Origin of the sequence: Bradyrhizobium sp. STM 3562 (genome assembly GCF_045571435.1) — a bacterium.
Lineage (GTDB): Bacteria > Pseudomonadota > Alphaproteobacteria > Rhizobiales > Xanthobacteraceae > Bradyrhizobium.
In genome coordinates this window covers 736,687-760,802 of the sequence record NZ_CP120694.1, presented here as the reverse complement: position 1 = coordinate 760,802, position 24,116 = coordinate 736,687, and the positions used below count along the sequence as shown (strand labels likewise).

Here is a 24,116-nt window from a genome sequence, read left to right as displayed (position 1 = left end):
TTGCGTTTGTTGCTCAAGAAGCGAGCAAAACGATGCAAAATTCCCGAGTTTATTAACCGGGTGACGCAATACTGCGCCCTTGTTCGTCTTCAAGTAGCTAGCTCGGGGCATTGGGCATGGCGTTACGATCGGGGATCGGCAAATTTTTTCGCGTGCTGCGACCGCGCCTTGGCGTCAGGGGCAGTCTGTTCGCCGCTTTCGCCGTCATCGCCGGCATGGCGATCCTCATCTCCGCGGGCGCGGCGCTGGTGTTCCGGCATCTGGGCGGCATCATGGAAGACTTCTCCGGGCGCGACATTCCGCGGCTTGCCGCGAGCCTGCAGCTTCAGGCGCAAAGCGCGACGCTGGCCGCGCAGGGACCGGCGCTGCTGGCCTCGCAAAACGAGGACGCGCTGCAGGAGCACACCAGGAAGCTCGCTGAAATCCAGAAGCTGACCATGGACAAGCTTGGCGAGATCATCGAACTCGGCGCCGACAAGGCCGTGGTCGATGAGCTGCGCCAGACGGTCAAGAACATCAATGAGGCCACCGCGAGCCTCGGCTCGGCCGCGCGCGAGCGGCTCGATGCGAGCGCCCAGCACAACAAGACCTACGATGCGCTGCGCCGCGCGCAAGCCGCCTTCGTCGCCGCCGCGGGTCCCGTGATGCTGGATGCGCAGGCCCAGACCAACGCCATTCTCAGCGCCGCCGAAATTTCCGTCGATGACGCGACGCAGGCCTCGCGCACGGTGGAGCAGCTCGGCAACGTCGTGGGCAGCGGCAATCTCGCCGCCTCCGATATGGGCGCCGCGCTGTCGGCGAACAGCAGCGACACGCTGGATGACATCCAGAAGGAGTTCAAGGCGACGCAGGACAAGGTCCGCGCCAATCTCGAGCTCCTGCCGGACACCGGCGGGACCAAGACGCTGAAGGAGGCGGCGGAGAAACTACTGGCGCTCGGCCAGGGCAAGACCGGCGTGTTCAAGGTGCGGCAGAAGGAGCTCGATTCCGAGGACTACGGCCAGACCGTGCTGGACGAGACGCGCAAGCTCAATGTCGGGCTCGGCATAAGCGTGCAGCAGCTCGTCGATGACGTGCGAGCAGAGACCAATGCCTCGACCTTGCAGGCGCGGCAGGAGATTTCGCTCTCCACCACCGTGATGCTCGGGCTCGGGGCGGCGACCCTGTTCGGCTCGGTGCTGTTCGTCTGGTTCTATGTCGGGCGCAACATCCTGCGGCGGATCGGCGATCTGCAACGCTCGATGCAGCGCCTGTCCGCTGGCGATCTCGATTCGGCGATCTATCACAGCCACCAGAACGATGAGATCGCGTCGATGGCGGACGCGCTGCAGGTATTTCGCCAGAGCATGATCGAGGCGCGCACGCTCTCCGCCGACCAGGACAAGGACCGCCTCGCCAAGGCGGAACGCGCCTCGCGCATGGAAGCGCGCATTGCCGAATTCGAGGCGACGGTGCGCGGCGCGCTCGACAATCTGCAGGACGCGGCCAATTCCATGCAGGCGACGGCGCAGAGCATGGCGAGTAGCGCGGACCAATCGAGCGCGCTGGTGAACGCGGTGGCGTCCGCGGCCGAGGAAACCTCGGTCAATGTGCAGACCGTGTCCGCCGGGACCGAAGAATTGTCCTCCTCGATCGCCGAGATCAGCCGCCAGGTGGTCACGTCGGCCGAGATCGCCCGCAAGGCGGTGGACGAGGCCACCGCGACCGATTCGACCGTGCAGGGGCTGGCCGACAATGCCAGCCGCATCAGCGTGGTGGTCGATCTGATCCAGGTGATCGCGTCTCAGACCAATCTGCTGGCGCTCAACGCCACCATCGAAGCGGCGCGCGCCGGGGAGGCCGGCCGCGGCTTTGCCGTGGTTGCCGCCGAGGTGAAGAACCTCGCGAGCCAGACCGCGAAGGCAACCGACGAGATCCGCGCCCAGATCGCCAGCATGCAGCAGGTGACGACGTCAGCGGTCGGCGCGATCCGCAAGATCGGCGGGACCATCGGCAAGATCAACGAGGTCACGACCGCGATTGCGTCCGCGATCGAGGAACAGGGCGCGGCGACCCGCGAGATCGCCCGCAACATCCAGCACGCGGCCGGCGGCACCAGCGAGGTCTCCAGCAACATCGTCGGCGTCTCCACCGCGTCCGCGGAAGCCGGTGCGGCGGCGGGCCAGGTGCTGGACGCCTCCGCCGCGCTTCGCCGCGAGGCCGACATGCTGCGCGCGGAGATCGACGCCTTCCTCGGCAATATCCGGGCGGCTTAAGAGCACAGTCATTCCGGGGCACGACAAAGTCGCGAACCCGGAATGACAGCCATGCGAGGACGGCTTCCGCACAGATTTTCCCGCAATATTGCGCGCGGCGGCAATATCGCTCAGTACGCGACAGCTTTTCGGCTGGCGCCGTACTGCTTGTACGGGTAAGTCGATGTGATGCATTCCAAGACCGACAAGATTCAATCCTCGGCCGAGGCACTAAGATACCCCTGGGAAGCGCACCCTGGACCGGATCAGGTCGTGGAGGTGATGCCGGGCGTGCTGTGGGTGCGGCTCAAGCTGCCGTTCCGCCTCAACCATGTGAACATTTACCTGATCGCCGACGGCGACGGTTTTGCGATGGTCGATTCCGGCTTCGGCAATGAGGAATCGATCGCGGCCTGGACCGCGCTGTTCGATGGCCCGCTTCGCCACGTGAAGGTCACGCGGCTCATCGTCACCCATTCGCATCCCGACCATGTCGGGCTGGCGGGCTGGATCGTCGAACGCTTCGGCTGCCCGCTGCAGATGTCGCAGGTGGAGTATCTGCAGTCGGTCTATCACCAGAACCGCGGCACCGAGGAGCGGCGCAATGCGCAGCGGCTGTTCTTCCGCCGCCACGGCATGGACGAGAGTCTGACCGACCAATTGCTCGGCCGCGGCCAGGAGTATCTGAAGCGCGTCTCCGTGCTGCCGGCGTCCTACCGGCGGATCTCGCATGGCGACGAGGTGACGATCGGAAGCCGCCGCTTCAAGGTGATCACCGGAGGCGGTCACGCCCTCGACCAGGTGATGTTGTACTGCGCCGCCGACAAGCTGTTTCTCTCGGCCGACCAGGTCCTGAGCAAGATCTCGCCCAATGTCAGCGTCTGGGCGGTCGAGCCGGACCAGAACTCGCTCGGCGAATATCTGGCGTCGCTGGCCAGCCTCACCACGACCCTGCCCTACGACGCCATGGTCCTGCCCGGCCATGGCGTGCCGTTTTACGGCTTGAAGACCCGCATCAAGCAGCTCGCCGATCATCACGAGGAGCGCTGCCGGCTGATCGCCGAAGCCTGCCGGGACGTCCCGCAGACCTCCGCCGAGCTGGTCCCGGTGGTGTTCCATAAGCATGTGCTGGACGCGCACCAGATGGGGTTTGCCGCCGGTGAACTGATCGCCCACGTCAATTACATGCTGGTGGAGGGGCGCCTGACGGCGCAGGAAAGCGACGGCGTGCTGCGTTTCAGGACGACTTGAGGCGCGAGGGGTGACCGGCCGCGCGTCTCACGCGGGATTGATCCGCATCAACCCGGTGATCGGGCTTTCTTATAAGACTCCCACCCGCGAATGCGTCATCTGATGGACAATTCGCCCTATCTCGTAGGCAATTCCGGCTCTCGACAGCAAAGCTGGAAACGCTCTAAAAATGGGTCTGAACCCGCCCGGTCTTCAGCTCCCGCTCCAGGTCTTGCGATGGACTATAACCAGTTTTTCAGTGCCGCCCTCGGTCGCCTCCATGATGAACGGCGTTACCGGGTTTTTGCCGACCTCGAGCGCATCGCCGGCCGCTTCCCGCATGCGATCTGGCATTCGCCCAAGGGCGCGCGCAATGTCGTGATCTGGTGCTCCAACGACTATCTCGGCATGGGCCAGCATCCGAAGGTGGTCGGCGCGATGGTCGAGACCGCGACGCGTTTCGGCACCGGCGCGGGGGGCACCCGCAATATCGCCGGCACCCATCACCCGCTGGTGCAGCTCGAGGCGGAACTCGCCGATCTCCATGGCAAGGAAGCGGCGCTCCTGTTCACCTCGGGCTACGTCTCCAACCAGACCGGGATCGCGACCATCGGCAAGCTGATCCCCAACTGCCTGATCCTGTCGGACGCGCTCAACCACAATTCGATGATCGAGGGCATCCGCCAGTCGGGCTGCGAGCGGGTGGTGTTCCGCCACAGCGACCTCGCGCATCTTGAGGAACTCCTGCAGGCGGCGGGCGAGAAACGCCCGAAGCTGATCGCCTGCGAGAGCCTGTATTCGATGGACGGCGATGTTGCGCCGCTGGCGAAGATCTGCGACCTCGCCGAGCGCTACAATGCCATGACCTATGTTGACGAGGTCCATGCGGTCGGCATGTACGGCCCGCGCGGCGGCGGCATCGCCGAACGTGACGGTGTCATGGACCGGATCGACATCCTGGAAGGCACGCTGGCCAAGGCGTTCGGGTGCCTCGGGGGATATATCGCCGCCAAGGGCGAGATCATCGACGCGGTCCGCTCCTATGCGCCGGGCTTCATCTTCACCACGGCGCTGCCGCCGGCGATCTGTTCCGCCGCGACCGCCGCGATCCGGCACCTGAAGACCTCGAACTGGGAACGCGAGCGCCACCAGGACCGCGCCGCCCGGGTCAAGGCGATCCTTTCCGCCGCCGGCCTGCCCGTGATGTCGAGCCAGACCCATATCGTGCCGCTGTTCGTGGGCGACCCCGAACGCTGCAAGATGGCCTCCGACATCCTGCTGGAAGAGCACGGCATCTACATTCAGCCGATCAATTATCCCACTGTCGCCAAGGGCACGGAACGGCTGCGGATCACCCCGTCGCCCTATCACGACGACGGCCTGATCGATCAGCTCGCCGAAAGCCTGCTCCAGGTCTGGGAACGGCTCGGCCTGCCGTTGAACCAGAAGTCGCTGGCGGCGGAATAGCGGCAAGTCGGGCGCCCCTCCCCCGGGGCTGGCCTTTAACGATGATGCTTGTTCCTGAAATAATTCAGGAATTGCTGTCGCCTGCGGCATCTCAAGGGGCTACATTTCCTCAGATTTCGGTATGACGGACCCGCACCTCTTTCCGTCGTGCCCCGCCACCGGGTCTCGCCTCTGGTGACAGGCCCTCGCGGGGCATCCAGTACTCGGAAGCGCCGACGATGAGCCTGCGGCGTCTCGGCGTACTGGATCGTCCGGGCCAAGCCGGGCGATGACAGCGGGAGGAAGCTCGGCCCAGCCGAAGTCGCTTGAGAGGAGGACTAACCAGCGATGTTGCACGACTGGGGCGTCATCGCAGCCGCCTTCGGCTACATCGGGTTTCTGTTCCTGGTCGCAAGCTATGGCGACCGGCTGTCGGCGGATCAGCGCGGCCGCGCCAGCGGGCTGATCTATCCGCTGTCGCTCGCGATCTATTGCACCTCCTGGACCTATTTCGGCTCGGTCGGCTCGGCCACCCGCACCAGCATCGATTTCCTCGCGATCTATGTCGGCCCGGTGCTGATGATCGCGCTGTTCACGCCGCTCCTGCGCCGCGTCATCCAGCTCGCCAAGGGCCAGAACATCACGTCAATCGCCGATTTCATCGGCGCGCGCTACGGCAAGAGCCAGGCGGTCGCCGTCACCGTGGCCCTGATCGCCATCATCGGATCGGTTCCCTACATCGCGCTGCAGCTCAAGGCCGTGGCGTCCTCGCTCGAGACCATCCTGAGCGAAGACCACTTCATTTCGCGGATTCCGATTCTCGGCGACATCCCACTCCTGGTGACGCTGGCGATGGCCACCTTTGCCGTGCTGTTCGGCACGCGGCAGACCGATGCCACCGAACATCAGCACGGCCTGATGCTGGCGGTCGCGACTGAATCCATCGTCAAGCTGGTCGCCTTTCTCGCCGCCGGCGCCTTCGTGACCTTCTGGATGTTTACCCCTCTCGAGCTCATCGAACGCGCCATGAAGACGCCGGAGGCGGTGCGCGCGATCGACTACGTGCCCTCGATCGGCAATTTCCTGATCACCACGCTTCTGTCGTTCTGCGCGATCATGCTGCTGCCGCGGCAGTTCCATGTCAGCGTGGTGGAAAATTCCAGCGACGCCGAGGTCCGGCGCGCGCGCTGGCTGTTTCCGCTCTACCTCCTCGCCATCAACCTGTTCGTCATCCCGATCGCGCTGGCGGGCCTGATCACGTTCCCCTTCGGCGCGGTCGATAGCGACGTCTACGTGCTGGCGCTGCCGATCGAGGGCAACGCCTCGCTGCTGTCCATCGGGGTCTTCGTCGGAGGACTATCGGCCGGAACCGCGATGGTGATCGTGGAATGCGTGGCACTGTCGATCATGGTGTCGAACGACATGGTGGTGCCGCTGGTGTTGCAGCGTGCGCCGCGCTCGCGCGCCGCCGCCGATTTCGGCGACTTCCTCTTGAAGGTGCGGCGCTTTGCGATCTTCGCCATCATGGCGATGGCCTATCTCTATTACCGTGCGCTCGGCCACACGCATCTCGCCGCCATCGGGCTGTTGTCGTTCGCGGCCATCGCCCAGCTTGCGCCGGCCTTTTTCGGCGGCCTGATCTGGCGACGCGGCACCGCGCGCGGCGCCATCGGCGGCATGCTGGTCGGCTGCGCCGTGTGGATCTACACGCTGTTTCTGCCGAGCTTCCTCGACACCAGCACGGCGGGCATCCTTTTGTTGCAGCACGGCCCGTTCGGCATCGAGGCGTTGCGGCCCCAGGCGCTGCTCGGCACCGACCTGCCGCCGCTGATGCATGGCATACTCTGGAGCCTTTCGCTCAATGTGCTGACCTTTGTCGTGCTCTCGCTCTGGCGCCAGCCCTCCTCGATCGAACGGCTGCAAGCCGACCTGTTCGTGCCCAGCGAACTGGCGCCAATGGCGCCGAGCTTCCGCCGCTGGCGCACCACTGTCACCGTGCAGGACATCAGGAACACGGTGGCGCAATATGTCGGCACCGAACGCGCCCGTCAGTCGTTCGAGGCTTTTGCCCTGACCCGACATATGCGGCTCGATCCGGCCGCGCCCGCTGATTTCGAACTGCTGCAGCATGCCGAACACCTGATCGCCTCCTCGATCGGGGCGGCGTCCTCGCGCCTCGTCATGTCGCTGCTGCTGAAGAAGCGCACCGTCTCCGCCAAGGCCGCGCTGAAACTGCTCGACGACTCCCATGCCGCATTCCACTTCAACCGAGAGATCATGCAGGCCGCGCTGGACCACGTGCGGCAGGGGATTGCCGTGTTCGACGCGGACCTGCATCTGATCTGCTCCAATCGCCAGTTTGGCGAGATCCTCGGCCTGCCGCCGCATCTGGAGCAGATCGGCATTCCCTTGCGCGAGATCCTTGCCTTCATGGCGGAGATCAACCCGCCCGACGTCGACGACGGCGAGACCTTCATCGAACAACGGCTTGCTGCCTATACCGCGGAGGGCCAACCGCACCTGGAGCGCCTTCCCGACCGCCACATGGTCGTCGAGGTGCGCTCCAACCGCATGCCCGATGGCGGGCTCGTCATCACATTCACCGACGTCACCCCGTCCTTCGAAGCGGCGGAGGCGCTGGAGCGCGCCAACGCGACGCTGGAAAGGCGCGTACGCGAGCGCACCGAGGAGCTGACGCGGCTCAATTCCGAGCTCGCGCTCGCCAAGAGCGCGGCGGAGGATGCCAACATTTCGAAGACGCGGTTCCTGGCGGCGGCGAGCCATGACATCCTGCAGCCGCTGAATGCCGCGCGGCTCTACGTCACGAGCCTGGTCGAGCGCCAGAGCGGCGGCGAGACCGCGCGCCTGGTCGAGAACATCGACGATTCCCTGGAGGCGATCGAGGAGATCTTAAGCGCGCTGCTCGACATTTCGCGGCTGGATGCCGGCGCGATGACACCCTCGATCTCGAGCTTCAAGATCGGCGACCTGATGCGCTCGCTGGAAATCGAGTTTGCTCCGATCGCGCGCGCCAAAGGATTGAAGCTGAGCTTCGTGCCCTGCTCGCTGCCGGTCGAATCCGATCGCCTGCTGCTGCGCCGCCTGCTGCAGAATCTCATCTCCAACGCGATCAAATACACCCCCCATGGCCGCGTGCTGGTCGGGTGCCGGCGGCGCGGCGACTCCCTCAAGATCTGCGTCTACGATACCGGGGTGGGCATTCCCCCGCTCAAGCGCGGCGAGATCTTCAAGGAATTTCATCGCCTCGAACAGGGCGCGCGGATCGCGCGCGGCCTCGGACTTGGATTGTCCATCGTCGAACGGCTGGCGCGCGTGCTCAAGCACGGCATCGCGCTCGACGCCAATGCGGGCGGCGGCTCGATGTTTTCAGTGACCGCGCCGGTCGCCAAGGCGGTCAATCACACCGCGGCGGTCACGAGCGCCACCCCGCTCGTCAAGACGCCGATGAGCGGCGCCCTGATCGCCTGCATCGAGAACGATCCTGCGATTCTGGACGGCATGAAAACGCTGCTCACCGCCTGGAGCGCCGAGGTGATCGCGGTGGCCGATCCGGAGGCCGCCATCGAAGCCATCGAGAAGGCGGGCCGCAGCGTGACCGGTCTTCTGGTCGACTATCATCTCGATCGCGGCAACGGCGTCGCCGCGATCCGCGAGATGCGCCGCCGCTTCGGCGAGTCGATCCCCGCCATCCTGATCACGGCCGACCGCAGCCCCCACGTCCGCGCCGCCGCGCGCGAGGAACGGATCGCGGTGCTGAACAAGCCGGTCAAGCCGGCCTCGCTCCGCGCCTTGCTCGGGCAATGGCGCATCCAGCAGATGATTGCGGCGGAGTAGACGCAACAGAAAGCGACCGCGATGTGACCTACGCTCCGTCATTCCGGGGCGATGCAAAGCATCGAACCCGGAATTTCCAGAGTCCGGGTCCGGTGCTGCGCACCATCCCGGAATGACAGAGCTTGGGTATAGCTACTGCTCCGACGGCGTGCCCTGGCGCCATTGGCTGCCGGCGATCTTGGCCGCGGCGATCACGGCTTGGGTCCGGCTCTCGACGCCGAGCTTTTGCAGGATCGCCGAGACATGCGCCTTGATGGTCGCCTCGGAGACGCCGAGCTCATAGGCGATCTGCTTGTTGAGCAGGCCCTCGGACAACATCATCAAGACCCGCACCTGCTGCGGCGTCAGCGTCACCAGGCGATCACGCAGCCGCGTCATCTCGGGATCGGCGGCCGCCGACAAATCGGTGTCCGGCGGCACCCAGACGTCGCCCTCCATCACCTTGAGGATGGCATCGCGCAGGGTTTCGACCCCGAACCGTTTGGGAATGAATCCGGAGGCGCCGAAATCCAGCGAGCGACGGATGGTGGCGACGTCGTCGCTCGCGGAGACGATGACCACCGGAATAGCCGGATATTGCGCACGCAAATAGATCAGGCCGGAAAAGCCGGAAATGCCCGGCATGCTCAGATCGAGCAGGATGAGGTCGACGTCGGCATCCTGTTCGAGCAGCGCAGTGAGATCCTCGAACGATCCCGCCTCGTCGATCCGCGCCGATGCGACCACGCTCGCAACCGCCTGCCGAAGCGCGGCGCGGAACAACGGATGATCGTCGGCGATGACAAGACGGGTTGGGGATGCTGCCATTATGTTTTCTGGACGTGATTATGTTTTCTGGACGTCATCTGTCTGGGCGCTCGTTGCAAAGACGGCCTCTTGCGGTCCGAGGCCCACTCCTTCGAATTCTCGCCTCGCTATATTCTTTAGTTGGTATTTCGCATGCAAGCCCACAATAAGCCTCTGATGAAAAGCAGTTAATTACGGCCTTGTGCGACGCAGCAGGCGGGCGGCAGCTCATCCACAGCAAAGCCGCGCGCGGAGCGGCCGGGTCATGGCCAAAAGTCTAAAGTCTTATGGGCTGGGTTTCCGCGCGATGTTACCGTGAGGACAAGCCCCAGGGCGAACGCCGGCATTGGCGCATGGGGAGCAATACTGCACTTAACTTTTTCGGGGAGCGAAGCATGACGATAACTGCGACCGCGGGCGGCAGCGTCCGCTCGGGAGGAATGACGGCTGAAGAGCGAAAGGTTATTTTCGCTTCCTCGCTCGGTACCGTCTTCGAGTGGTACGACTTCTACATCTACGGTACGCTGGGTGCCTTCCTGGCGAAATACTTCTTCTCCAACGTGCCACCGGCCGTCGGGTTCATCTTCGCGCTGCTCGCCTTTGCGGCGGGCTTTGCGGTCCGTCCGTTCGGCGCGCTGATCTTCGGCCGCCTCGGCGACATGATCGGCCGCAAATACACCTTCCTGATCACGATGACCCTGATGGGCGTCGGAACCTTCTTCATCGGCCTGTTGCCGGGCTATCAGACCTGGGGCCTTGCCGCGCCGATCGTGCTGATCGCGCTGCGCCTCGTGCAGGGCCTGGCGCTCGGCGGCGAGTATGGCGGCGCGGCGACCTACGTCGCCGAGCACGCGCCCAAGAACAAGCGCGGTTACTACACCTCCTGGATCCAGACCACGGCAACGCTCGGCCTGTTCATGGCGCTGCTGCTGATCCTCGGCATCCGGACCGCGATGGGCGAGGATTCCTTCGGGAGCTGGGGCTGGCGCATTCCCTTCCTCGCGTCCGGCCTCCTGCTGATCGTGTCGATCTGGATCCGGCTGAGCCTCAGCGAATCGCCGGTGTTCCAGCGGATGAAGGATGAGGGCAAGACGTCGAAGCGTCCGCTGACCGAAGCTTTCGGCGAATGGACGAACGCCAAGATCGCCATCCTGGCGCTGCTCGGCGCCACGGCCGGCGAGGCGGTGGTGTGGTACGGCGGACAGTTCTATGCGCTGTTCTTCCTGACCCAGACGCTCAAGGTGCCCGGCGTGCCCGCGCAGATCATGATCGTGGTTGCGCTCGCGCTCGGCACGCCCTTCTTCGTTCTGTTCGGCTGGCTCTCGGACAAGATCGGCCGCAAGCCCATCATCCTGGCGGGCTTCCTGCTCGCGGCCGTGACCTATTTCCCGATCTTCAAGGGAATCACCCACTTCGCCAACCCGCGCCTCGAAGCGGCGCTGGCCTCGGCGCCTGTGACCGTGATCGCCGATCCCGGCGAATGCTCGTTCCAGTTCAAGGCAACGGGTACGGAAAAATTCACCACCGGTTGCGACATCGCCAAATCGGCGCTGGTGAACCTGTCGGTGAACTACACCAACCAAGACGCGCCGAAAGGCACGCCGGCCCAGGTCAAGGTTGGCGATACCACGCTGACGGCAACCGCGGCTGACTTCGCCAAGTCGCTGGCCGCGGCGATCAAGAGCCACGGCTATCCGGCGACCGCGGATCCCAACGAGATCAACTACGTCATGACGACGGTGCTGCTCTGGATCCTGGTGATCTACGTGACGCTGGTCTACGCGCCGATCGCGGCCTGGCTGGTCGAGCTGTTCCCGAGCCGCATCCGCTACAGCGGCATGTCGCTGCCCTACCATATCGGCAACGGCTGGTTCGGCGGCTTCCTGCCGGCCACGGTGTTCGCGATCGTCGCCGCGACCGGGAACATCTATTCCGGTCTCTGGTATCCGGTCGGTGTCGCCGTGATGAGCCTGATCATCGGCTTCCTCTTCCTGCCCGAGACCAAGGATGTCGATATAACCAAGACCTGACACACGAGACGGGTGTCGATCAAAAGACCGGCCGCGGGATCATCCCGCGGCCGTTTTTGTCAGCCCACCTGACCGGAAAACTGCAGCACGATCTGGCGCCGATGCGGAGCGCTGCGATGCTCGACCAGATAGATCGCCTGCCAGGTGCCGAGCGCGAGCTTGCCGGCAAGCACGGGAATCGTGAGCGAGACCGATGTCAGCATGGTCTTGACGTGGCCCGGCATGTCGTCGGGGCCTTCCGTGTCGTGTGTCCATCCGGCATTCGCCGGCGCGAGCCGATCGAGCGCCGTGGCGAGGTCGTCGAGCACGGACGGATCGGCGTTTTCCTGAATGGTCAGCGAGGCCGAGGTGTGGCGGATGAACAGGGTTGCTGTTCCCTCTCTTGCGCCGGCCTCGCGCAGGAAGGCTGCGACCTCCGTCGTGATATCGAAAAATCCCGTGCCGGTCGTTTGCACCTCGAGCCGTGAGGTGACGATGCTGTTTGCGGTGACGACCGGTGGCGGAGTGCGCGATGTGGATTTGTGGGGCGTCACGATCGACTCTCGATGGAGATGTAGGGCGGGCAAAGCGAAGCGTACCCACCAGCTTGTTCAAGAATGGATTTGGCGGGCACGGCGCGATGCGCCTCTGCCCAGCCTACATCCTTCGCATCTCAAATCTTTCCCGAAGCATCCCGTTGCATCTGGTTGGCCATGTCGACGAGCCGCCGCCAGGCACGCTCCAGAAACGACATCACGCGGTCGACGTCCGCGTCGCTCGGCAGCGGAATTTCGATCTTCCGCTCGCCTTCCGCCTTGGGCGTGACCTGCTTGTCGGATTTCGGCAGCGCCTCCTCGGTCTTGGCGGATGGGGCGGGCTCGCGCGAGGCGAGCTCCGCCTTCAGCTTTTCATTCTCGGCCTGGAGCCGGCCGATCGCCTCGTCCATCGCCTTGCGCTCGTCCGGCACCTCATAGCAGGCCCAGCCATTGCCGTTGTTGCCGCAGGTGGAGACCGCGCCGGTTCGGGTATCGAGGCGAATGAATCCGTCGGCGGTCTGCGACAGCGTATAGCGACCGTTCTCGGTATCGGGTCCCGGCTCCGCCACTGCGGCGCCCAGGCCGACCACCGAAAAAGCCATCACCGTCAGGCTCGTCAGGAAATGGGGTGACGTGATCGGGCTCATGTCGATTGCTCCGCCTCGCGAGACGCGCGTGCCGCTCCGTTGATCGCGCATCGTCTTCCGGCATCTGCCGGAACACACTCTAGACTTGAGAGCTATAGGGCCGGCGTCCGGATTTCAACGCATCCGCAAGCAGTTCGATACGATCCTGTCCCCAAAACACCTCGCCGTCGAGCACATAGGCCGGCGAGCCGAACACGTCGGCCGCGATCGCGTCCTGGCGGTTCTTCTCATAGGCCGCACTGATCGCATCCGAGCTTGAGTGCTCGACCAGTTGCCGGCCTGGCAATCCGACACGATCGGCGATCCCAGCGAGGGTATCGGGATCGGCCAGATCGAGTTCATCCTCCCACACGGCCGGGAAAGCACGCCGCAGCAACGGGTCGGGATCGTGGCCGGCCTCGATTGCGGCGATGACGAGCCCATCCGCCAGCCGTGCATTGAACGGGGAGTATCTTGGCTGCAGATTGAAGTTCAAGCCGCGCTTGTCGCGCCAGCGCTGCAGCTCCACCATGCGGTAGCGCTGGCGCACCGGATGCCGCTTGACCAGTGGCAGTCCACCGGTCTGCGAGAACAGGTCGACCAGCAATACCGGCTTGTGATTCACCTCAAGACCATAAGTCGCAACCACGTCGCGAAAGGCCTTGTGGCCGACATAGGCCCAGGGCGATGACAGCGAGAAATAATAGTCGACCCGGCGCGACATTTTGGCTCCCTGCGGCTTTGCGCGTTTCGCTCATCATCCCAACAGACCCGGTGAACAGGCGCAAGCAGCCGGGGCGCTTCGAAATCAACCGATACGGCAGGCCGCGGCGGGTTCCAGACCATGATCCGGTTGGACGCGTCATGACCTCGTCGCTGCGCGGGATTTCCGCGCGCCGGAACGGGTCGGCCGCGCAAACATGCCTCCACATCGGCGGTGCGGCATCGACATCACGATGGCCGTGATGCTGACCCGAGAATTGCAGGCGAATCAATGCACTAAGCAATGAACACGTAATCTTGACTCGGGTAGGTGCCGTCAGTATGGTCCGCGCGGCTTTGGAGGGTGACGGGGCGTAATTTCTGTTTCCTGCAACATCGTGCGGGTCTCCACACATGGCGGAAGGCACGGACGGCAGCAGAGATGGAAGTCGCGATAAATCGCCTGACGAGGCTGCGCTTTCCGCAAGGCTCGGAAGTCTCGACCAGCGGTTGTCCGAAGTCCGTGACACCCGCAAAATCAGGACCGACCAACCCGCCAGCGAAAGCGGAGACGGAGCGGCCAGGGCATCGGCCATGGCGCGCGGTCTTCGGCTTTCGTCGGAGTTGATCGCCAGTGTCCTTGTTGGGGCGGCGATTGGCTGGGGTATCGACCGCCTGCTGTCGACGTCGCCTTTCGGGCTCATCGTGTTCTTCCTGCTTGGCTTTGTGGCCGGCGTGGTCAATGTGGTGAGATCGGCGAGCGCGCCCCCGGAAAGAACCGACCGTTGACGACGGCAGTCGGCGAAGTGAATTCCAAAACGTCGGCCTCGCCGGCGCAGCAAGAGACTCCGCGCGGATGATCGATCCGATCGAACAGTTCCATATCGAAAAGATCTTCACGATCGGCCATATCGGCAATCAGGAGATCGCGTTCACCAATTCCTCGGCCTACATGTTCGGCGCGGTCGCGATCATCTCGCTGTTGATGATCGGCGGCGTCTCGCAGCGGCAGCTCGTGCCGGGCCGCCTCCAGTCGATGGCGGAGCTGTGCTACGAATTCGTCGCCAACACCATCCGCTCGACGGCCGGGCGCGAAGGCATGCGGTTCTTCCCGCTGGTGTTTTCGATCTTCATGCTGCTCGCCGTTTCCAACCTCGTCGGCATCATCCCCTACGCATTCACGATTGCCAGCCACATCATCGTCACCGCCGCGCTGGCGCTGCTTGTGTTCTTCACGGTCGTGATCTACGGCTTCTACAAGAACGGCTTGAAGTTCCTGAAGATCTTCGTGCCGAGCGGCGTTCCGATCTACATCCTGCCGCTGGTCGTCGCGATCGAAGTCTTCTCGTTTTTCGTACGCCCGGTCTCGCACAGCGTGCGACTGTTTGCCAACATGCTGGCGGGTCACATCACGCTTAAGGTGTTTGCAAGCTTCGTTGCCACGCTCGGCGCCTTCGGCTTTCTTGGCTGGCTTGGCGCCGTTCTGCCGCTCGGACTGACGGTGGCCCTGACCGCACTCGAGCTGCTGATTGCGTTCCTGCAGGCCTACGTCTTCGCCATCCTCACCTGCATCTATCTCAACGATGCTATCCATCCGGGCCACTGATCCGGCCCATCTCATCAAACCTCTGGAAGGAGTTCGTTTCATGGATCCGATTGCCGCGAAGTACATTGGCGCTGGTCTTGCCTGCATGGGCCTCGGTGGCGCTGGCGCCGGCGTGGGCATCATTTTCGGCAACTATCTCGCCGCCGCCGTGCGCAACCCGTCGGCTGCCCAGGGCCAGTTCGGCAACCTGATCTTCGGTTTCGCGGTGACCGAAGCGCTCGGCATCTTTTCGCTGCTGATCGCGTTGTTGCTGCTGTTCGCACTGTAAGGATCGGCCAAGCCTTGAAGGAGTAGCCCATGGCTGAAGGTCATGGCGAGGCCAAGGGCGCAACCGCCCACACCGAAGCCGACGGCGGCGCACGTCCGTTCCCGCCGTTCCAGAGCAGCACCTTTGCTTCGCAACTGGTGTCGCTGGCGATCGCCTTCGTCGCGCTTTACGTGGTTGTGTCGCGCATCGCGCTGCCGCGCGTCGGCAGCGTGCTCGACGCACGGCAGAACAAGATTGACGGTGATCTCGCCGAAGCCCAGAAATGCCGGGACGAGTCGGATGCCGCGATGAAGGCCTACGAGGCCGAGCTTGCGGGCGCCCGTTCGCGCGCGCAGGCGATCAGCAACGAAACCCGCGAGAAGCTCAACGCGCAGTCCGAGGCCGAGCGCAAGACCCTCGAAGAGCGGCTGGCGCACAAGCTCGCGGATGCGGAGAAGACCATCGCCGCGACCCGCGCCTCGGCAATGCGCAATGTCCGCGGCATCGCGGCGGATGCGGCCACGAGCATCGTGCAGCGGCTGACGGGGATCGCGCCCGACAAAAAGGCGATCGACTCCGCGGTCGACGCATCGTTGAAGGGATAAGACCAGATGTTCTCCGATCCGGAATTCTGGGTTGCCGTTGCCTTCGTGATCCTGATGGGCTTGTTCGCCTATGTCGGCGTGCACAAGACCGTCCTGAAGGCGCTCGACCATCGCGGCGAGCGCATCAAGGCCGAGCTGGACGATGCGCGGCGGCTGAAGGAAGAAGCGGCCAAGGTGCTGGCGGATTACAAGGCCCGTCGCGCCAGCGCGGAAGCCGAGGCCCAGGACATCGTCGCCAGCGCAAAGGCGGAAGCCGAGCGCATCGCGGCCGAGGCGAAAGCCAAGATGGAAGACTTTGTCGCGCGCCGCACCAAGGCGGCCGAAGGCAAGATCGCCCTCGCGGAAGCCCAGGCGCTGGCCGACGTCCGCGCCGCGGCAGCGGAAGCGGCGGTCGCCGCAGCATCCAACATCCTGTCGCAGACGGTGAAGGGCCAGCTCGCCGACGATCTCCTGAGCAAGGGCATTGCGGAGGTTCGGCAGAAGCTGAACTGAGCCAGCTCCTATTCCCAAGAGTTGCCAAAGCCGGCGCGAGATGATCGCGCCGGCTTTTGCTTTTGTCTCACTGTCATCGCCCGGCTCGACCAAGTGAGCCGGTAAGCCGCGCGTTCTCAAGGAAACGACGATCGCCTCTGGAATACGTCATCGTCCGCTTTCGCGGACGATGACCGCACAGCGCGCGCCTCACCTCTTCCGTTTCGCCGACCTCGGCTTCGGCTCGGGCGCCAGCGCCTGCGGGTCGAAGCCGATGTAGAAGACGTAATTGTCCCCCGTGGCACCCGGCGGGACCGGATAGACCAGATCGTCCGCGACCAGGCTGAACGGCACGCTGTCCTGCTCACCCAATTCCACGGTGGTGCGGTAGGCCTTGGTGGCGATCACCTTCTCGCTGACGCCGCCCTGCACCACGGCGATGCGCATTGGAATCTCGACCGTCGGCGGCGCCCCGGATGGACCGACGATGACACGGCCCTGAATCCCGATACGCGCGGTGATGTCGCCGCCGTTCTTGATGCATTCGCGCGCGGTCTTGGTGATGGTGGCCTGGAAGCGCACGTCATTGCCGATCGGCTGCTTGCCTGGCGCCGCCACTGCATAGGTCGAGGCGCCAGAGCGAATTGTCACCGGCGGACAATTCAGATCGGGTTGCTGGTCCTGGCTAGGGTCGACGATCGGCGGCTGTTGCGCGGGCTCGTCCGACTTGCCACCGAAGAGGCTCTTGAAACGATCGGTCAGCGACTGCGACGCCGCCGGCGTTGCGCAAACCGCGATGCCGATCGCAAGCACGATCGCGCTGCTGGTGATTCTGAGAGAGATTTTACCCATGATCGATGATTTTCGAGTGCATCAGGTCGTCGGTTCCCGCGAAAGTTATATCAGCGTGATCACGGCGAACCCAAGGCGCTGACCATCGTTCAATCGTCGGTACTTGCAATTGAAATTCGTTTCGCCCGCGAACTCCATCGGCCTCGCCCCGCTTGCGGAGAGGGAAGAACTTCGTTCTTCGCCTCGATCGGCCCGCCATTCCCTAGCCGCGGAAGTCGTCGCTCAACAGGCCGAACAGCAGATGATCCTGCCACACGCCGTTGATGCAGAGATAGCGCCGCGCCAAGCCCTCGCGGGAAAAGCCGCATTTCTCCAGCACGCGAACCGAGGCAACGTTGGAAGGAATGCAGGCGGCCTCGACCCGGTGCAAATTGAGCTCCCCGAACAGCGTCGGCAACAGCACGCGCAGGGCCGCCGTCATATAGCCGCGATGGGCATGCGGCTGGCCGACCCAATAGCCGATGGTGCCCGCCTGCACGATCCCGCGCCGCACATTGGCGACCGTGATCCCGCCGATCATCGCGCCGTCCAACTCTCGGAAAATGAGGAAGGGATAGGAACGATCCGCGGCGATGTCCTCGGCATAGCGGCGCAGCCGCCGCCGAAACCCGGAACGGGTAAGGTCGTCGGAGGGCCAGATCGGCTCCCACGGCGTGAGATAGTCGCGGCTGATGTCCCGTAAATGCGCCCACTGCAGGTAGTCGGACATCTGTGGCATGCGCAACAGCAGACCATTGCCCCGCGGGGCTAGCGCGGGTGGTCCGCCGGTTGGCAATCGGAACAGCGCCATTGTGATGCCCTCCGAAGCGAACGCGCCTCAATGCAGCCGCGCCCTCGCCTTCGATCTCACCAATCCTTCCGCAAAATTGACCGCCGTGTCCAGACCCCTGCCGCTGCCGAGCGCGACCACGGCCGGGTGACTGCGCGCCAGCAGGGCACGCGCGGCGTCTCGCGTCGATTCGACGCTGACCGCGTCGATGCGCCCGATCAGCTCTTCCAGAGTTTGCGGTCGGCCATAGGCCAGGACATGCCGCGCAAGCTGCTCGGCGCGCGCCGAACAGCTCTCCAGCGCCATCAGCAGTCCGGCTTTCATCTGCGCCTTGGCGCGGGCGACCTCGGGCTCGGTCAAGGTTTCCACCGCCTCGTTGATGACATCGACCACCACCTCCATCATCTCCGGCGCATCGGCCGGATCGGTGCCGGTGTAGAGACCGAAGAAGCCGGTGTCGGTATAGGGCGCGTGGAAGGTGTAGATCGAGTAGCACAGACCGCGCTTCTCGCGCACCTCCTGGAACAGTCGCGACGACATGCCGCCGCCGAGCGCATTGGTGAAGACCTGCAGCGAAAACAGCGACAGATCGGTCTGCGGCACGCCTTCCAGCGCCAGCGTCAGATGCGCCTGCTCGAGGTCGCGATGCACCACGCGCGAGCCGCCCTTGCCGAACATCGCAGGCTCGGGCTTCGGCGCCGGCGTCGGATCGAAGCTTGCAAAGCGGGCTTCGACATCCGCGACCACCTGCTTGTGATCAACCGCGCCAGCGGCGGCGACCACCATATCGGGCGCGCGATAGTGGGTGGCGAGATAGCCGCGCAACATGTCGCGGTCGAACTGCCTCAGCGTCTTCGCCGTACCCAGCAGCGATCGCCCCATCGGCTGATCGGGATAGCAGAGCTCGTTGAGATGCTCGAAGACCACGTCGTCGGGCGTATCCTGCGCGGCGCCGATCTCCTGCACGATGACGTTCTTCTCGCGCTCCAATTCGTCCGGCACGAAGGAGGGGTTGGCGAGGATGTCGGCGAGCACGTCGAGGGCGAGCGGCACGTCGGCCTTCATCACCCGCGCATAATAGGCGGTGGTCTCGGTCGAGGTGCCGGCATTGAGATCGCCGCCCACCGCCTCGATCTCTTCCACGATCTCGCGCGCGCTGCGCCGCGTGGTGCCTTTGAAGGCCATGTGCTCCAGCAGATGCGAGATGCCGTGCTCGTTCGGCTTCTCGTCGCGACCGCCGACCCCGGCCCACACGCCAAGCGCCGCGGTTTCCACCTGCGGCATGGTGTCGGTCACGACCGTGAGGCCGGAGGGGAGTTTTGTGACTTCAACGCTCATCCGGTGACTCCTTGCGTGTCGGCCCCTTGTTTGGCGGCGCGGCTCACCGAGCGAACGAAGCGCTCGACCTCGGCCTGGTCGTTTTTCATGATCGTGACTTGCTCGCTCCTCGTCATCAACCCGTCGAGCCAGGCCGGCAATTGCGGCCGTACCCCGCAGGCGGCCTCGACCGCATCGGGAAATTTGGCTGGATGCGCGGTCGACAGCACGATGGTGGGGATCGCGGATTCGGAACTGTCGCGCTCCGCGACCGCAAGCGCCACCGCGGTGTGGGGATCGACGAGTTCGCCGGCCTCGCGCCAGGCGGCGCGGATCGCGGCCGAGGTCTCGGTCTCGTCGGCGCGGCCGGCATCGAACTCTTCGCGGATGGCGGCTAGCATGGCATCGGGAAGCACGAAACGTCCCGACTGCTTGAGCTGCTCCATCAGGCGGCGCACGAGGTGCGCATCGCGCCGGCTCGCCTCGAACAGCAGCCGCTCGAAATTCGAGGACACCTGGATGTCCATCGAGGGCGAGGCCGTCGCGTGCACCTCGCGGACCTCATAAATGCCCGTCTTCAGCGTGCGCGCCAGGATGTCGTTGATGTTGGCTGCGATGCGCAGGGTGCGCACCGGCAGCCCCATGCGCTTGGCGACATAGCCCGCAAAGATGTCGCCGAAATTGCCGGTCGGCACGGTGAAACTGACGGCGCGGGCCGGCGCGCCGAGCGCGACCGCGGACGTGAAATAATACACGACCTGGGCGACGATCCGCGCCCAGTTGATGGAGTTGACGGCCGACAGCGCCACCTGATCGCGGAACCGATGGTGGTTGAACATGGCCTTCACGATCGCCTGGCAGTCGTCAAACGTGCCTTCGATCGCGAGCGCATGGACGTTACTGGCGGCGGTCGTCGTCATCATCCGCCGCTGCACCTCGGAGATGCGGCCGTGCGGAAACAGCACGATAAGATCGACATTTTCCAGATTGGCGAATGCTTCCACCGCGGCGCCGCCGGTGTCGCCGGATGTCGCGACCGCGATCGTGGTGCGTTGGCCGCGCTGGGCGAGCACGTGGTCCATCAGCCGCGAGATGAGCTGCATGGCCACGTCCTTGAACGCGAGCGTCGGGCCGTGGAACAGTTCGAGCAGGAACAGATGCGGCGCCATCTGCTTCAGCGGCACCACCGCGGGGTGGCGGAAAGTAGCATAGGCCTCGTTCGCCATGCGGCCGAGATCGGCATCGGAAATCTCGCCGCCCGTGAACGGGCGAATCACCTCGACGGCGACTTCCCAATAGGGCCGGCCGAAGAAGGACGCGATGGCCTCGGGCTGAAGCTGCGGCCAGCTTTCGGGCACATATAGGCCGCCGTCGCGGGCGAGCCCGGCCAGCATCACGTCGCAGAAGCCTAGCCCCGGAGCCTCCCCCCGGGTGGAAATATAGCGCGGCAAAGTCGTCTCCAGCCCCTCGGCCGGGGCATTAAGTGCTTGATTTTACTCAAATTCCATTTGCGCTTGGGCAAGGTGGGGTCGCACATTAATGCGTTTTGGCGAGAAGAGGAAACGGCTTGTTGGCATCCCGTGGCCTATTGGCGCTCTCGCCGCGGCACCGGCGCGGGACTGCTTGGTTCGAGACGCGCGGCTTACCGCGCTCCTCACCATGAGGGTCTACCTGGTTGTCGCCTATCCCGACCTCATCCCGGGCCGCAGATAACGTTAAAGGCCTCACGCCAGCGCGGCGATGGCCTCGGCAGTGGTTACGATCTGCGCGAACTCGCCATTGAGGTTGGCCAGGGTCATTGCATGGATGTCCTCCGCCGAATGCGCGTCGCCATCGGGACCGACGCGGTCGAAGGTCCAGGTCGCATCGCGGACGAGCCTTGCGTGAAAGCCGAGATTGCCCGCCATCCGCGTCGTGGTCTCGACGCAATGATTGGTGGTGGCGCCGCAGATGACCAGGGTCGTAATACCAGCCGCGCGAAGGCGGCTCTCGAGGTCCGTGCCGATGAAAGCGCTGTTCACGCGCTTCACGATGACGGGCTCGCCGGGGAGTTCGCGCGCCTCATCCTTGACGGCATAGCCGGTGCTGCCAGGCAGGAACGACGATCTCGGGTGCGTGCCTTCGTGGCGAATGTGGAAAACCGGCGCAGCGCGATTCCTGAAAGCCCGCAAGAGGTCGGCGATGCGCGCGACGGCGGCAGGATTGTTGCGCCGGCGGCCTGCCGCTTCCCATTCGTCGAACGCGCGCTGGACATCGACAACGATGAGGGCGGTGCGGGGTTGCAGACTGTCCATGGGCAAAAATTCCGGAAGCGAGCCAAGGACCGAGTATGCGATGGCGGCGCGAGGTCACCAAACGCCGTTTTTCCCTCGTTTCCTGACGCAATGGGACCGCCCGGGCGTATGCCGCACCGGCGCGCGGGGCGCGTGCTCGCTGATCCGTCCTATCGATTCTCGATGCCCCGCCGGCCGCGCAGCCAGACGGCGAACGCGATCAGCACCATGGCCGCGAGCGAAAACCAGGTAATGGCGTATTGCATGTGGTCGTCACGCAGGTGCGGCGTGAGCGGGCCAGGCTTCGGAATGCCGTTCGCCGGCACCGGCGTTTCCAGGTCGATGTAGAACGGCGCCACCGTACCCCAGCCGAGCCGGCTTGCCATCGCGAGATGGTCGCGGACGAACCACAGGCGCTTGTCGCGGTTTTCCGCCGGCGTGAACAGGCCGGGGGCTTCGGGAAAGCGCAAATAGCCTGAGAGCGTCACCGGCTGGCCCGTGACCAGCTTTGTCACCGCGCGGTCCTGCACGTCGCGATCCTGCATCGTATTCGGGACGAAGCCGGCATTGACCACCACCATTTCGCCGGATGGCAGGCGCGCCGGCAGGAACGCCCAGGTGCCGGGGCCGGAAATGTCCTCGCGCACGGCGGAGCCGGAGGAATAGACCATGGCGTCAGGCGCGCGCGCGTAAGCAGCAGTGAAGGTGACGCGGCGGAATTCGTCACGGTCCGCACTCAGCGCGTGCCATTGCGAGGCTTGCGGCAATGGCACCGGCGGCGCCGCAACGCGCCCGGTTAAGGCTGCGATCAGCGCATGCTTTTCGACCCGGCGCTGCAACTGCCAGATCCCGAGGCCGACGAACACAGCCACCATGAGCAGCGTGAAGACGGCAAAGCCGGCGCCCGGCCGCCGCAAGGAACGCGCCGTCATTTCGGCGTGCGTTCGATCAGCCGGCCTTCGGCCGCCTTGTGGTGGAATTGCAGCGCGATCAGAAGCGATTTCATGGAGCGCAACGGCAGCAGGGTGGTCACCAGGATCAGCGGCAGCCAGAGCGCCGCATGCACCCAGAACGGCGGCTGGTATTTCACCTCCACGATCAGCGCGCAAGCCACCACAATGGCGCCCGCGAGCATGATGATGAAGACGGCAGGCCCGTCGCCGCTGTCGATGAAGGCGTAGTCGAGCCCGCAATTCTCGCAATGCGGGCGCAGCGTGAGGAAACCCGCGAACAGCTTGCCCCTGCCGCAACGCGGGCAGCGGCAGGCGATGCCGCGCAGCGCGCTCTGCCAGACGGTGGGTTGTTCGTGGGGCGTGCCGGTAAGTTCGTTCATCTGAGATCTGAGAGCAGCTTTAGCAGGAAACGCACTGAGCTATCCGCGAACTCGGCTCACCTCTTCCGGAGGGAGAGGTCGGATCGCATCGACCGATGCGATCCGGGTGAGGGATTGCGGTCCCTCGTGAGACCTGCGCCCCTCACCCGGATTGCACTGGACGATGCTTCGCATCGCCAGGAGCAATCCGACTCTCCTCGCCGGGAAGAGGTGGACCGAACATGCGGACGCGCTTTCGAAAACAAAAAGGGCGGCCGCGCGGCCGCCCCTTGTAGCACATCCGAGCCTGATCTACTCGCCGGCCACGCCGATCCGGCCGCCGCCGGTGCCCCAGACGTAGATGCAGACGAACAGGAACAGCCAGACCACGTCGACGAAATGCCAGTACCAGGCGGCGAATTCGAAACCGAGGTGCTGCTTCGGGTTGAAATGGCCGAGATAGGCGCGCACCAGGCAGACGATCAGGAAGATGGTGCCGACCAGCACATGGAAGCCGTGGAAACCGGTCGCCATGAAGAAGGTGGCGCCATAGACGTTGCCTGAGAAGCCGAAAGCGGCATGGGCATATTCCCAGGCCTGCACGCAGGTGAAGCTCGCGCCCAGCAGGATGGTCAGGATCAGCCCGTATTTCAGGCCCTGCCGATCGTTCTCGAGCAGCGCGTGATGCGCCCAGGTGACGGTGGTGCCCGAGGTCAGCAGGATCAACGTGTTCAGAAGCGGTAAGTGCCAGGGATTGAAGGCCTCGATGCCCTTGGGCGGCCAGGTGCCGGGCACCGCGCAGGCACCGGGCTCAGTGCCCGGGCCACAGCCGAAGATGGCGTCGCGCGTGGCATGGACGGCATCGGCCGGAAACAGCGCGGAGTTGAAGAAGGCCCAGAACCAGGCGACGAAGAACATCACCTCCGAGGCGATGAACAGGATCATGCCGTAGCGGTGGCTGATCTGCACGACGCGGGTATGATCGCCCCTGTGCTCGGCCTCGTTGATGACGTCGCCCCACCAGCTCGCCATGGTGTAGAGCACGCCGATGGTGCCGACGCCGAACACGATCGGCGCCGCGGAGAACATGTGATGCATCCAGGCGATCGCGCCGAGCGCCATGATGAAAGCGGAGAGCGAGCCGACCACAGGCCACGGGCTCGGATTCACCAAGTGGTAATCGTGATGCTTGACTTGCGCCGTAGCCATTTTGTCGTCTTTCTCCCTTAACAATGCCGTT

At 64.5% G+C, this 24,116-nt stretch carries 22 protein-coding genes; 10 read left to right on the top strand and 12 right to left on the bottom strand.

The genetic code is table 11. The annotated features are described in order from the left end of the window. The first annotated feature begins 116 nt into the window (after positions 1–116). The 4 genes from P6U23_RS03495 (at position 117) to P6U23_RS03480 (ending at position 8,765) form a co-directional block, all read left to right on the top strand. The gene (locus P6U23_RS03495; protein ID WP_407178211.1) at positions 117–2,255 is read left to right on the top strand and encodes a methyl-accepting chemotaxis protein; all 2,139 of its coding nucleotides are present in this window, start codon (positions 117–119) and stop codon (positions 2,253–2,255) included. Positions 2,256–2,423: 168 nt separating this feature from the next. Then, positions 2,424–3,485 carry an MBL fold metallo-hydrolase gene (locus P6U23_RS03490; protein WP_407178210.1) on the top strand — a complete coding sequence of 354 codons (1,062 nt, stop codon included), beginning with the start codon at positions 2,424–2,426 and terminating at the stop codon, positions 3,483–3,485. A 216-nt stretch (positions 3,486–3,701) separates the two neighbouring features. Beyond that, a complete protein-coding gene (hemA, locus tag P6U23_RS03485) occupies positions 3,702–4,931 on the top strand; it encodes a 5-aminolevulinate synthase (RefSeq protein ID WP_407178209.1) in 1,230 nt (409 codons plus the stop codon). 327 nt (positions 4,932–5,258) lie between these two features. Beyond that, entirely contained in the window at positions 5,259–8,765 is a 3,507-nt protein-coding gene (locus tag P6U23_RS03480; protein ID WP_407178208.1) for a NahK/ErcS family hybrid sensor histidine kinase/response regulator, read from the top strand. Between the two features lie 132 nt (positions 8,766–8,897). Here the strand turns inward: P6U23_RS03480 and P6U23_RS03475 are convergent, their stop codons facing one another. Further along, entirely contained in the window at positions 8,898–9,572 is a 675-nt protein-coding gene (locus tag P6U23_RS03475; RefSeq protein WP_407178207.1) for a response regulator, read from the bottom strand. 374 nt (positions 9,573–9,946) lie between these two features. Between P6U23_RS03475 and P6U23_RS03470 the strand changes: the two genes are divergently transcribed. After that, a complete protein-coding gene (locus P6U23_RS03470; protein WP_407178206.1) occupies positions 9,947–11,581 on the top strand; it encodes an MFS transporter in 1,635 nt (544 codons plus the stop codon). A 59-nt stretch (positions 11,582–11,640) separates the two neighbouring features. On the opposite strand, the gene P6U23_RS03465 is transcribed toward P6U23_RS03470, so the two are convergent. The 3 genes from P6U23_RS03465 to P6U23_RS03455 all read right to left on the bottom strand — a co-directional run bounded on the left by P6U23_RS03465 (position 11,641) and on the right by P6U23_RS03455 (position 13,446). Beyond that, on the bottom strand, positions 11,641–12,114 hold the full coding sequence (locus P6U23_RS03465) for a secondary thiamine-phosphate synthase enzyme YjbQ (RefSeq protein WP_407178205.1): 474 nt from the start codon (positions 12,112–12,114) through the stop codon (positions 11,641–11,643). Positions 12,115–12,233: 119 nt separating this feature from the next. Further along, the gene (locus tag P6U23_RS03460) at positions 12,234–12,743 is read right to left on the bottom strand and encodes a hypothetical protein (RefSeq protein ID WP_407178204.1); all 510 of its coding nucleotides are present in this window, start codon (positions 12,741–12,743) and stop codon (positions 12,234–12,236) included. A 79-nt stretch (positions 12,744–12,822) separates the two neighbouring features. Further along, entirely contained in the window at positions 12,823–13,446 is a 624-nt protein-coding gene (locus P6U23_RS03455) for a 2-hydroxychromene-2-carboxylate isomerase (protein WP_407178203.1), read from the bottom strand. A gap of 392 nt (positions 13,447–13,838) precedes the next feature. Here P6U23_RS03455 and P6U23_RS03450 point away from each other — a divergent pair, with 392 nt between their 5' ends. From P6U23_RS03450 to P6U23_RS03430, 5 genes are all read left to right on the top strand, one after another. After that, entirely contained in the window at positions 13,839–14,213 is a 375-nt protein-coding gene (locus P6U23_RS03450) for an AtpZ/AtpI family protein (protein ID WP_407178202.1), read from the top strand. Positions 14,214–14,280: 67 nt separating this feature from the next. Continuing rightward, complete coding sequence (locus P6U23_RS03445) at positions 14,281–15,030, top strand: F0F1 ATP synthase subunit A (protein WP_407178201.1); 750 nt, start codon at positions 14,281–14,283, stop codon at positions 15,028–15,030. Positions 15,031–15,070: 40 nt separating this feature from the next. Next, a complete protein-coding gene (locus P6U23_RS03440) occupies positions 15,071–15,298 on the top strand; it encodes a F0F1 ATP synthase subunit C (RefSeq protein WP_024510090.1) in 228 nt (75 codons plus the stop codon). Between the two features lie 29 nt (positions 15,299–15,327). Next, positions 15,328–15,882 carry a F0F1 ATP synthase subunit B' gene (locus tag P6U23_RS03435; RefSeq protein ID WP_407178200.1) on the top strand — a complete coding sequence of 185 codons (555 nt, stop codon included), beginning with the start codon at positions 15,328–15,330 and terminating at the stop codon, positions 15,880–15,882. 6 nt (positions 15,883–15,888) lie between these two features. Then, entirely contained in the window at positions 15,889–16,374 is a 486-nt protein-coding gene (locus P6U23_RS03430) for an ATP F0F1 synthase subunit B (RefSeq protein WP_407178199.1), read from the top strand. 189 nt (positions 16,375–16,563) lie between these two features. Here the strand turns inward: P6U23_RS03430 and P6U23_RS03425 are convergent, their stop codons facing one another. From P6U23_RS03425 to P6U23_RS03390, 8 genes are all read right to left on the bottom strand, one after another. Further along, entirely contained in the window at positions 16,564–17,205 is a 642-nt protein-coding gene (locus P6U23_RS03425) for a hypothetical protein (protein ID WP_407178198.1), read from the bottom strand. Positions 17,206–17,407: 202 nt separating this feature from the next. Continuing rightward, positions 17,408–17,995, bottom strand: a complete 588-nt coding sequence (locus tag P6U23_RS03420) for a GNAT family N-acetyltransferase (protein ID WP_407178197.1) — start codon at positions 17,993–17,995, stop codon at positions 17,408–17,410. 27 nt (positions 17,996–18,022) lie between these two features. Beyond that, complete coding sequence (locus tag P6U23_RS03415) at positions 18,023–19,312, bottom strand: M16 family metallopeptidase (RefSeq protein WP_407178196.1); 1,290 nt, start codon at positions 19,310–19,312, stop codon at positions 18,023–18,025. Then, a complete protein-coding gene (gene thrC / locus P6U23_RS03410) occupies positions 19,309–20,742 on the bottom strand; it encodes a threonine synthase (RefSeq protein WP_407178195.1) in 1,434 nt (477 codons plus the stop codon). Before thrC ends, P6U23_RS03415 begins: the two co-directional genes overlap by 4 nt. A 273-nt stretch (positions 20,743–21,015) precedes the next feature. Beyond that, positions 21,016–21,585, bottom strand: coding sequence for a cysteine hydrolase family protein (locus P6U23_RS03405; RefSeq protein ID WP_407178194.1), 570 nt, complete (start codon positions 21,583–21,585; stop codon positions 21,016–21,018). A 149-nt stretch (positions 21,586–21,734) separates the two neighbouring features. Continuing rightward, positions 21,735–22,496, bottom strand: coding sequence for an SURF1 family protein (locus P6U23_RS03400; RefSeq protein ID WP_407178193.1), 762 nt, complete (start codon positions 22,494–22,496; stop codon positions 21,735–21,737). After that, positions 22,493–22,897 carry a DUF983 domain-containing protein gene (locus P6U23_RS03395; protein WP_407178192.1) on the bottom strand — a complete coding sequence of 135 codons (405 nt, stop codon included), beginning with the start codon at positions 22,895–22,897 and terminating at the stop codon, positions 22,493–22,495. Before P6U23_RS03395 ends, P6U23_RS03400 begins: the two co-directional genes overlap by 4 nt. A gap of 291 nt (positions 22,898–23,188) precedes the next feature. Beyond that, the gene (locus tag P6U23_RS03390; RefSeq protein ID WP_407178191.1) at positions 23,189–24,085 is read right to left on the bottom strand and encodes a cytochrome c oxidase subunit 3; all 897 of its coding nucleotides are present in this window, start codon (positions 24,083–24,085) and stop codon (positions 23,189–23,191) included. Between the last annotated feature and the right edge of the window lie 31 nt (positions 24,086–24,116).

Excerpts from the sequence above, each read along its gene's own strand:
- P6U23_RS03495 (WP_407178211.1), top strand. The coding sequence starts at position 117 with ATGGCGTTACGATCGGGGATCGGCAAATTTTTTCGCGTGCTGCGACCG.
- P6U23_RS03490 (WP_407178210.1), top strand. The coding sequence starts at position 2,424 with ATGCATTCCAAGACCGACAAGATTCAATCCTCGGCCGAGGCACTAAGA.
- hemA (WP_407178209.1), top strand. The coding sequence starts at position 3,702 with ATGGACTATAACCAGTTTTTCAGTGCCGCCCTCGGTCGCCTCCATGAT.
- P6U23_RS03480 (WP_407178208.1), top strand. The coding sequence starts at position 5,259 with ATGTTGCACGACTGGGGCGTCATCGCAGCCGCCTTCGGCTACATCGGG.
- P6U23_RS03475 (WP_407178207.1), bottom strand. The coding sequence starts at position 9,572 with ATGGCAGCATCCCCAACCCGTCTTGTCATCGCCGACGATCATCCGTTG.
- P6U23_RS03470 (WP_407178206.1), top strand. The coding sequence starts at position 9,947 with ATGACGATAACTGCGACCGCGGGCGGCAGCGTCCGCTCGGGAGGAATG.
- P6U23_RS03460 (WP_407178204.1), bottom strand. The coding sequence starts at position 12,743 with ATGAGCCCGATCACGTCACCCCATTTCCTGACGAGCCTGACGGTGATG.
- P6U23_RS03455 (WP_407178203.1), bottom strand. The coding sequence starts at position 13,446 with ATGTCGCGCCGGGTCGACTATTATTTCTCGCTGTCATCGCCCTGGGCC.
- P6U23_RS03450 (WP_407178202.1), top strand. The coding sequence starts at position 13,839 with ATGGCGGAAGGCACGGACGGCAGCAGAGATGGAAGTCGCGATAAATCG.
- P6U23_RS03445 (WP_407178201.1), top strand. The coding sequence starts at position 14,281 with ATGATCGATCCGATCGAACAGTTCCATATCGAAAAGATCTTCACGATC.
- P6U23_RS03440 (WP_024510090.1), top strand. The coding sequence starts at position 15,071 with ATGGATCCGATTGCCGCGAAGTACATTGGCGCTGGTCTTGCCTGCATG.
- P6U23_RS03435 (WP_407178200.1), top strand. The coding sequence starts at position 15,328 with ATGGCTGAAGGTCATGGCGAGGCCAAGGGCGCAACCGCCCACACCGAA.
- P6U23_RS03430 (WP_407178199.1), top strand. The coding sequence starts at position 15,889 with ATGTTCTCCGATCCGGAATTCTGGGTTGCCGTTGCCTTCGTGATCCTG.
- P6U23_RS03425 (WP_407178198.1), bottom strand. The coding sequence starts at position 17,205 with ATGGGTAAAATCTCTCTCAGAATCACCAGCAGCGCGATCGTGCTTGCG.
- P6U23_RS03420 (WP_407178197.1), bottom strand. The coding sequence starts at position 17,995 with ATGGCGCTGTTCCGATTGCCAACCGGCGGACCACCCGCGCTAGCCCCG.
- P6U23_RS03415 (WP_407178196.1), bottom strand. The coding sequence starts at position 19,312 with ATGAGCGTTGAAGTCACAAAACTCCCCTCCGGCCTCACGGTCGTGACC.
- P6U23_RS03405 (WP_407178194.1), bottom strand. The coding sequence starts at position 21,585 with ATGGACAGTCTGCAACCCCGCACCGCCCTCATCGTTGTCGATGTCCAG.
- P6U23_RS03400 (WP_407178193.1), bottom strand. The coding sequence starts at position 22,496 with ATGACGGCGCGTTCCTTGCGGCGGCCGGGCGCCGGCTTTGCCGTCTTC.
- P6U23_RS03395 (WP_407178192.1), bottom strand. The coding sequence starts at position 22,897 with ATGAACGAACTTACCGGCACGCCCCACGAACAACCCACCGTCTGGCAG.
- P6U23_RS03390 (WP_407178191.1), bottom strand. The coding sequence starts at position 24,085 with ATGGCTACGGCGCAAGTCAAGCATCACGATTACCACTTGGTGAATCCG.